Source organism: Streptosporangium vulgare, assembly GCF_042428775.1.
Classification (GTDB): Bacteria; Actinomycetota; Actinomycetes; order Streptosporangiales; family Streptosporangiaceae; genus Streptosporangium; species Streptosporangium vulgare.
In genome coordinates this window covers 1-8,241 of record NZ_JBHMBS010000067.1, presented here as the reverse complement: position 1 = coordinate 8,241, position 8,241 = coordinate 1, and the positions used below count along the sequence as shown (strand labels likewise).

Here is an 8,241-nt window from a genome sequence, read left to right as displayed (position 1 = left end):
GGGACTTGTCCCGGCGCAGCGCGGCGAAGCAGTAACCCACCCGAAGCCCACGCGGCAGGCGGGAATCTCCGTCCTTTAGGGCGGAGAGGATGTCAAAGCAGAGCGCAGCCCTGGCCGAGCAGACCGCCGGACCAGCCGCGCGCAAGGCGCACCGGACGTACACCACCCGCGTCGCATCTGCCTGCAATGAACTCTAAGAACCTGCAGTTCAGAGCTAGGCGGGTAGCCCGAGGCATCTCAGCCTCGGGCCCCCACAGATCCCGGCGTGACAGTCTCCCGTCACCGGGCTCTTGTCACCCTGTTCGCCAGGCGTGCGGTGTCCACCGCCAGTGTCGGAACATGGCGGGATAGGCGCGTACGGCGTCTTTGTAAGCACGCAGCGCCTTCTTGACGGTGCGCAGTCGTCGGTACTTCTTGCGGATCCAGCGCAGCAAGTAGGAATTGATGCGCTCCAGGAGGGGATGCAGCGCGGTGCGGTTGAACGCGCCGTAGTACCGCATCCAGCCGTCCACGACCGGGTTGATCGCTTTGGCGAGTCGAGAGAAGGTCGATCCGATCCGCTGGTGCAGTCGCCATGAGCGGACTTCCCGGCTGATCTTGTTGAGAGCGTTCTTACTGATCGCGGGCTGGAACGACACGAACAGTCCGCCGTTCTGCGCCCGCGCTGCGCGAGGCCGGAACGTGAATCCCAGGAACGTGAACTCGGTGACGTCGTATCGATGCCGCCGGTTCGCGTCCTTGCAGTACACGATCTTGGTCTTGGCCGGGTGAAGCGTGAGCCCGACCGCCTCCATCCGTTCTTGCAGCGCCGCCAGAACCTGGCGGGCCTGCCGCTCGGTGACGCAGTGCACGACCGCGTCGTCGGCGTAGCGCTCGAACTCGACCGTCGGGAACTCCCGGGCCAGCCACATGTCGAACGCATAATGCAGGAACAGATTGGCCAGCACAGGCGAAACCGCCGACCCCTGCGGGGTTCCCCGGTCCCGCTCCAGTAGCGTCCCGTCAGGCTGCCGTATCGGGGCTCGCAGCCACCGTTTCACATACAGCACTACCCACGGGGCATCGGTGTGTGCCTCCACAGCCTTGATGATGAGGTCCCACCGGACCGAGTCGAAGAACTTCTGGACATCGAGATCGATGACCCAGTCTTTTCTCCAGCACCGCTCCCGGCATTTCCTCACCGCATCCAAGGCAGCCTTCTTCGGCCGGTAGCCGTAGGAGTCCGGATGAAAGATCGGATCCACCCGCTTCTCCACATGCATGGCCACCACCGTTTGTGCTACCCGGTCGCCGACACAGGGAATCCCGAGGATCCTCGTGCCGCCGCCGTGCTGTTTCGGTATTTCCACCGCTTTGACCGGAGGTGGGAAGTAGCTTCCCGAGGACATCCGATTCCAGATCTTGAACAGGTTGTTCCGCAGATCAGACTCGAAATCCTCGATGGTCACTCCATCGACTCCCGGTCCGCCCTTATTACTCTTGACCTTCTCCCATGCCTCCCAGACCTCCCACTTGGAAATCTCGAACGACTTGCCTGCCGATTTCAGCTCGCTCACGCGACTCCTCCCAGGACAGAGCCTGGTTGATCGAACGAACAAACCACAGATGGCCTGGCCCCTTGGCTCCACTCCCACCGCACCAAGCAGGAGCTTCACAGCTACTACGGGCCAGTCCGCCGGCGTGACCCCGCGACGGTACTCAATCCCTCATGGGTTCTCCGCTTGGGACACTCCCTCTCACCGCTCCTGGCCGAAGCCAGCATGCGGACATGTCGGGACACGCCTTCTCACGTTCCGTGCAAGAGCAGCAGATCAGGCTCGCGCCGCCTTCACGCCGGACACCACCTGGCCAATAAGCGAGCACCCGCCAGGCTCATCCCAAGGTCGGATAAGACCCAGATTTCGATGCCATCTGTTCCATTACGACGCTTCAACAGCGAACCCCCGGCAGGGGCTTTTAGTGCTACGCCTTCCTGATCCCCACCTGACGCCTCAGACGGACGCCTTTTCCCTCATCGCTCAGCACGACAGTCTTCAGCTAACGCACCAGAGGGTGGTTTAATGCCTCCCCTCGCAGGACGACATTGGAGAGCCGTTAATTCTCCATCTCTCGCACAGCACCGCCTAGGAGATTTACCTACATAACACCCCTTTCGGCGTTCGTGACACACTATCCGTTGGATTTTCGCTGTTTGCTACGGGGACCCCTCTTCGGGGCAGGACCGTGGGATAGTCGTTGACGGGAGAAAGATTTTGTGCCTTGCCCGCAGCGCTTAGGTGGCGCGGCGTTGGACGTCTCACCGCTGCGCGAGGTGGACGTCCTTGTCGTGCCGGGGTTCGAGCTCATGCCAGGCCTCGACGTGGACGCGAAGCTCGCACCCCTCGCTCCCGAGATCGCGGCGATCCGCTCACACGCCGCCGCCGGCACCGCCGTCGTCTCGATCTGTGTCGGCGCGTTCCTGCTCGCCGAGGCCGGGCTCCTCGACCGACGCCGTGCCACGACCGCCTGGCTCCTCGCGGACGAACTGGCTCGACGCTGTCCGGACGCCGACGTCCGACCTGAGCATCTGGTCGTCACCGACACGGGGGTGACGACAACGGCGGCCTTCAGCGCCATGTACGACTTCGCGCTGGAGCTGATCCGCCGTCACAGCGGTGTCGGCGTGGCACGGACGACCGCACGGGTGGCGCTCGTCGACGACGCGCGATCGTCCCAGACTCCATATGTCGACGCACAATTTCTTCCGCAGCCGGGAAACGAGTTCTCCCACAGGATCATGCGACGACTCGACCAGAACCTCGCCGCCCGATACGACCTCGCCGCGTTGTCGGACACGTTCAAGGTCAGCACTCGGACGCTGCTGCGGCGCTTCGCGGACGAGACCGGCCGGAGCCCGCTGGAGTACCTGCAGTCGTCGCATGTCCGTCGCGCCCGCCACCTCCTTGAGACCACGGACCAAACCGTCGCCCGCATCTCCGCCGCGGTCGGATACAAGGACCCCGGCACGTTCGCCGCCCTCTTCGCCAAGCACACCGGACGACGCCCGGGGGACTACCGCTCGGCCTTCCGCCGTGTCGACCGATCACTCTGACGGCCGGAGCACCGAGTCGCCCGGGACCACCGGCCGGGCAGGAGCCCGTGCAGCGGCCTCAAGGCGTGAAAAGCGCGAAATCCCGTCCGATCAAGGTGATCGAACGGTCCCCGACATCGGTCAAAGGTCGGGGGTGGCGGGGCGGATGAGGCCGCTCTCGTAGGCGAAGACCACCACCTGGGCGCGATCACGCAGCCCGAGCTTGACCAGCACGCGGCTCAGATGCGTCTTGACCGTCGCCTCGGCCAGATGCAACGCCGCGGCGACCTCGGCATTGGACAGCCCGCGCGCCACCTGCACCAGCACCTCGTGCTCGCGCACGGTCAGCTGCGTCAGCCGCTCGTCCCGCTCGGCGTGCCCCTGCGTCATCTGCGGCGCGAACCTCTCCAGCACGCGGCGGGTGACGCGTGGCGACAGCGCCGCCTCTCCCTCCGCGACGTTGCGGATCGCGCTCAGCAGTTCCTGCGGCCGGGTGTTCTTCGGCAGGAACCCGGCCGCTCCGGCCTTCAGTCCGGCGAAGGCGTACTCGTCCAGATCGAAAGTGGTCAGGATGAGCACGCGCGAACGTGGGCTGTCGCGCACGATCCTGCGGGTGGCCTCGATGCCGTCCAGGCCGGGCATGCGTACGTCCATCAGCACCACGTCCGGACGCAGGTGCCGCGCCAACCGGGCCGCCTGCTCGCCGTCATCCGCTTCTCCGGCCACCTCCATGTCCGGCTCGGCCTCGAAGACCATGCGGAAGGCCATCCGCAGCAGCGACTCATCGTCGGCGATCAGCAGCCGGATCATCGTGGCGCTCCCAGGTTCAGCACGGCCAGCACCCGCCATCCGCCGCCCGTCACCGGTCCGGCGTCCAGGGTCCCGCCGTAGGCGGCCACCCGTTCCCGCATGCCCGCGATCCCGCGCCCGTCGTCCCGGAGCCCGGAGCGGGGCCCCGGCGCCCGGGTTTCGGCGCCCGGGGACCCAGGAGCGCCGAGCACAACCGGGGCGCGAACATCGGTGACCTCCACCTCGGCGCGGCGCGGCGACACTTCGACCCGCACATCGGCGCCGGCCCCGGGCGCGTGCCGCAGCGTGTTCGTCAGCGCCTCCTGAACCAGCCGGTAGATCGTGAGCTGGGCGGCGGCGGGAACCGCCTTGATGTCACCGGTCACCCGGACACACGTCGCGAGTCCGGCCGCGCGCATCCGCTCGGCCAGCGGACCGATCTCGGCGATCCCGGGCGCGGGCTGAAGTGTCTCCTCAAGGCGGTCCTCGCCCGAGGTGGCGCGACCTCGGCCGGAGCCCAGCGAGTGACGCATGTCCCGCAGGGCTTGACGTCCCGTCGCGGCGATCTGTTCCATCGCCGCCGCAGCCCGGTCCGGCGCGCTGTGGCGGACGTAGGCGGCGCTGTCGGCGAGCGCGACCATGACAGACAGGTTGTGAGTGACGATGTCGTGCATGTCGCGGGTCATCCGCGCGCGTTCCTCGGCGACGGCCAGCCGTGCCCGCTGCTCGCGGTCGCGTTCCAGAAAGGTCACGTACGCCCGTCGCCCCCGCACCCACAGGCCGCTCATGAGGGCGGCGGCCGCCATCGCGCTCAGCGCGGCCGCTGTGAAGGGAAACCGGCCGGGCGGCGCCCACCGGGCGGCGGCCAGCAGCACCCCGACCTGCAGCGCGAGCGCCGCCGGCAGGGTGTGACGCCACGGGCGACGCGCGGCGACCGTGTAGAGGGCCACCAGGAGGGCGGCGTCGGCGGGAAGCTGCACGTCCAGCGCCCACTGGACGGCGGCGGCGAGACCGATCGCGCCCAGGACCGTCATCGGAGCGCGCCGTCTCCAGGCCAGTGGCGCCACCAGCAGCGTCTGCAGCGCGAGCAGCCACGGAGGACCGGACAGCACCTGGCCGGGTCCGAGCGTGGCCAGGAACAGCGCGGCGGCGAGCAGCGCGTCGACGGGCATGGTCGACCATCGGCTCAGCGCGATGAGGCGGGCCGCCGGATGGCCGGCTGGGTTCATGCACTTCACCCTAGGTCTCCTGCGGGCTCGCTCCCCCTCCTCCCCGGGGATGACCGTCATCCGAAAGTCGCATGCGCGCGCACGACCTCCGCCGCTGGCCACGGGCCTGCCGGACTGCCAGCCTCGTCGGACACTCTTTTTCGTTCGAGGAGCCTTCGCATGCCCATTGTCACGAAAAATACGGATTTGGCTGTTGGTGCCAAGGCCACCGGCTCGTCCGCTGTTTCCAGCAGCCCGGCGTCCGCCGTCTCGAAAGCCGCAAGCGTCGCAGGCAAGATCGCGGGGCTGGCCGTACTGGTGTCGGCGGTCTGCCTGCCCGCGGCCGGCGCCGACGCCGGGAGACCGATCGGGGTGAGCCTGCCCGCGCCCGGCGGCCCCTATACGGTCGGGACCGTGGCCATGCGACTGGTCGACCGCTCGCGGCCCGATCCACTGGTGCCGGCCAAGCCGTACCGGGAACTGATGATCAGTCTGTGGTACCCGGCGACGGGCGGCGGGCCGCTCGCGCCGCACATGCCGCCACTGGCCGCCGCCGACTGGGATCGGCACTCGGCACCGCCCCTGGGCATCGCCAAGGGTGCCGTCGCCTGGGCCGCCACGCGCACGCATGCCCGCGTGGGCGCGCCGGTCGAGCCGCGTGCGGGCAGGCTGCCGGTGGTGCTGTTCGGTTCGGGGGACGGCGGGCCGCGCACGCTGGGCACCACCCTGGTCGAGGACCTGGCCTCGCGCGGCTACCTGGTCGTCACCGTCGACCACACCTACGAGGCCGACCAGGTGGAGTTTCCCGGCCGACGCCTGGTACGCGCCCTGCCGCTGCCCGCGAAGCTGACGCCGAAGGTCATCGCCAACCTGCTGGCCGAACACGCGACGGCACGCCTGGCGGACATGCGCTACGTTCTGGACCAGGTGACCGCCCTGGCCCACGGCCGCCCCATCGGCGGCAGGCTGCCCACGGGGATGCTCGGCGCGCCCGACGCCTCGCGGGTAGGGGCGCTGGGACAGTCGCTGGGCGGGTCGGTCGCCGCGCAACTGACTCGCGAGGACGCCCGCGTGGACGCGGGCGTCAACCTCGACGGCGCCTATGTCGGCCCGGTGGCCACCCGGGGCGCGACCAAGCCGTTCCTGCAACTGGCGGCCGAGACCCACACACGTGACAGTGAGCCGAGCTGGAAGTCGTTCTGGCGGGCCTCGACCGGGTGGAAGCGGGAGCTGCGCTTCAAGGGCGCGGCCCACGGCTCGTTCACCGACCTGCAGCCGTTGCTGCCGCAGATCGCGACCACACTCCCCAAGGTGCCGCTCGCGGACTACGTGGGCACGATCGATCCCGGCCGTTCGGTGGCGGCTCAGCGCGCCTACGTCGGGGCCTTCTTCGACCTGCACCTGCGAGGCAAGCCGACCCGCCTGTTCGAGGGTCCCGACACTCGCTTCCCCGAGGTCTCCCTCATCTCCTGAATTCATGGGGCCCTCGCCCACGCGGCCGGTTTCCCCGGTCAGGCATCCCGGACGACGGCGCGGGGAAGTCACCTCTCCCGCATACGCGTCCGAACCCTGCCCCCCCTGCGAAGAAGACCCGAACGCCGGCCGTTCTCCAGCCGTGATCAGCACGACCGCGTCGGCTGCCGGCCTCGCCCGTCTCCTCTTTCCGCCGTGCCCGGTTCGCCGTCTCACCGGGCCGAAGCACGAAGAGCCGCCGCGATCCACGCGAAGAGCTCGGGACCCTCCTCGTCCCCGGCGGGCGGCGTCCCGTTGATCACGGCCACCAGGGACAGGTACCTGCCGTGGGTCGCGTCGTAGCGGGCCTCCTCATGGGAATCCTCGCGCTGGATCTCCTCGACGAGGAGGAAGGCCGTGGCCAGTCTCTCCCGCGACTCGGCCGTGGCCTGCCCGCCGACGGCCTCGGCGGACGCGTTCGCCATGCGAACGACCAGTTCCTGCGCTCGGGGAGAGGCCGCCGGCAGCCCGGAACGATACGCCTCCACGATCTCCTCCCCGACCTTCGCCCCCTCCTCGTGGATGAAGTCCCACACCGGTGCGGCGGCCATGCGCCGTCCAGGGAACGTGCCGTAGGTGTCCCGGAGATAGGAGCGGACCGCGCCACGGAACTCCTCGCCCCGCAGCAGGTCCGCCAGCTCGATCCAGGCTTCGAGCTGGGCGGCGGTGGGGTCCTCCGGCAGGCTCGGTCGCATCGTCCGCAACCGCTCGACGAAACCGGGAGGTACGTCGAGGTCCTCGCCGACCTCGTTCCAGAAGTCGTCGACGAGCCGCTCGCGCTCCTCGTCGGGCATCGAGACGAGTTTGTGCATCAGGGTCACCTGCGCGGCCGTTCCGCCCTGCTTGACCAGGGTTCTCAGCACGGCCCGTCTGGCCCGAAGGTCGCGCTCCTGACGCTCGACGAGCTCCAGGTGGGTCGCGAGGAGATCGTGCAGCGACGTCTCTCCGTCGATCATTTGGCGGATGTCGTCCAGGGTGGCGTCCAGGTCACGAAGAGTGCGGATGAGTTCCAGCCGGGCGATCGCCCGGACGTCGTACAGGCGGTAGCCCGCCTCGGTCACACCTGTCGGCGCGATGACCCCGGCGTCGGAGTAGTAGCGGATGGCGCTGACACTCAGACCGGTCCGGCGTGCCACGTCCCCGATCGGATACAGCTCGTTGTCGTCCATGCCGCCACTATGGTGTCTCAAGCGGCTTGAGACTCAAGTCCCGCCCCGCCACCGTCATGCGGCCGCACGGCTCGGCTCGAATCTCGGCCGGAACCCTCCGAACACGTCGGCCTGCACGACGCGAAGAGGTCGACCGGCGTTCGTCGTGAACGTCGAGGTTTTCCTGGAACGTGACGGCCGCTGGCTGCTCATCCAGCGCGGGACGCAGGAAGCCCACGCTCCCGGACCGCGACTGCTCGTCGGCTCATGCCTCCAACGTGGTCTGGACGGCCGCTTGGTGGCGCGGTACGGCGAGGTCGTGGGCGGAGCGGGCCAGCCAGATCATGACCAGGACGCTCGAGACCACACCGAGTGCCTCGACAGCGCTTCCCTCGTTCGAGAACGGCAATGTCGCCAGTAGCAGCAGGATGGGCACCACCAGGGCGGCGATGCCGTACGCGACGGTCGCCCTCCCCCAGCGGTCGTCGCCCCCTTGGGCCCGCAGGATCAGCAC

General features: G+C 68.6%; 7 protein-coding genes. 2 read left to right on the top strand and 5 right to left on the bottom strand.

Annotated elements, in window-relative coordinates; genetic code table 11:
- Positions 1 to 293: 293 nt before the first annotated feature.
- A complete protein-coding gene (ltrA, locus tag ACFFRH_RS43850) occupies positions 294 to 1,556 on the bottom strand; it encodes a group II intron reverse transcriptase/maturase (protein ID WP_344748723.1) in 1,263 nt (420 codons plus the stop codon).
- Positions 1,557 to 2,287: 731 nt separating this feature from the next.
- Between ltrA and ACFFRH_RS43845 the strand changes: the two genes are divergently transcribed.
- On the top strand, positions 2,288 to 3,091 hold the full coding sequence (locus tag ACFFRH_RS43845; protein WP_344748722.1) for a GlxA family transcriptional regulator: 804 nt from the start codon (positions 2,288 to 2,290) through the stop codon (positions 3,089 to 3,091).
- A 120-nt stretch (positions 3,092 to 3,211) separates the two neighbouring features.
- Here ACFFRH_RS43845 and ACFFRH_RS43840 read toward each other — a convergent pair whose 3' ends face one another.
- Both ACFFRH_RS43840 and ACFFRH_RS43835 read right to left on the bottom strand, forming a co-directional pair.
- Positions 3,212 to 3,880 carry a response regulator transcription factor gene (locus ACFFRH_RS43840; protein WP_344748720.1) on the bottom strand — a complete coding sequence of 223 codons (669 nt, stop codon included), beginning with the start codon at positions 3,878 to 3,880 and terminating at the stop codon, positions 3,212 to 3,214.
- Positions 3,877 to 5,088 carry a sensor histidine kinase gene (locus ACFFRH_RS43835; protein WP_344748719.1) on the bottom strand — a complete coding sequence of 404 codons (1,212 nt, stop codon included), beginning with the start codon at positions 5,086 to 5,088 and terminating at the stop codon, positions 3,877 to 3,879. Before ACFFRH_RS43835 ends, ACFFRH_RS43840 begins: the two co-directional genes overlap by 4 nt.
- A gap of 159 nt (positions 5,089 to 5,247) precedes the next feature.
- Between ACFFRH_RS43835 and ACFFRH_RS43830 the strand changes: the two genes are divergently transcribed.
- Positions 5,248 to 6,540, top strand: a complete 1,293-nt coding sequence (locus ACFFRH_RS43830; protein WP_344748718.1) for an alpha/beta hydrolase family protein — start codon at positions 5,248 to 5,250, stop codon at positions 6,538 to 6,540.
- Positions 6,541 to 6,752: 212 nt separating this feature from the next.
- Here the strand turns inward: ACFFRH_RS43830 and ACFFRH_RS43825 are convergent, their stop codons facing one another.
- A complete protein-coding gene (locus ACFFRH_RS43825; protein WP_344748717.1) occupies positions 6,753 to 7,748 on the bottom strand; it encodes a helix-turn-helix domain-containing protein in 996 nt (331 codons plus the stop codon).
- 244 nt (positions 7,749 to 7,992) lie between these two features.
- Positions 7,993 to 8,241, bottom strand: a 249-nt coding sequence (locus ACFFRH_RS43820; RefSeq protein ID WP_386164077.1) for a hypothetical protein, incomplete at its 5' end; no start/stop codon positions are given.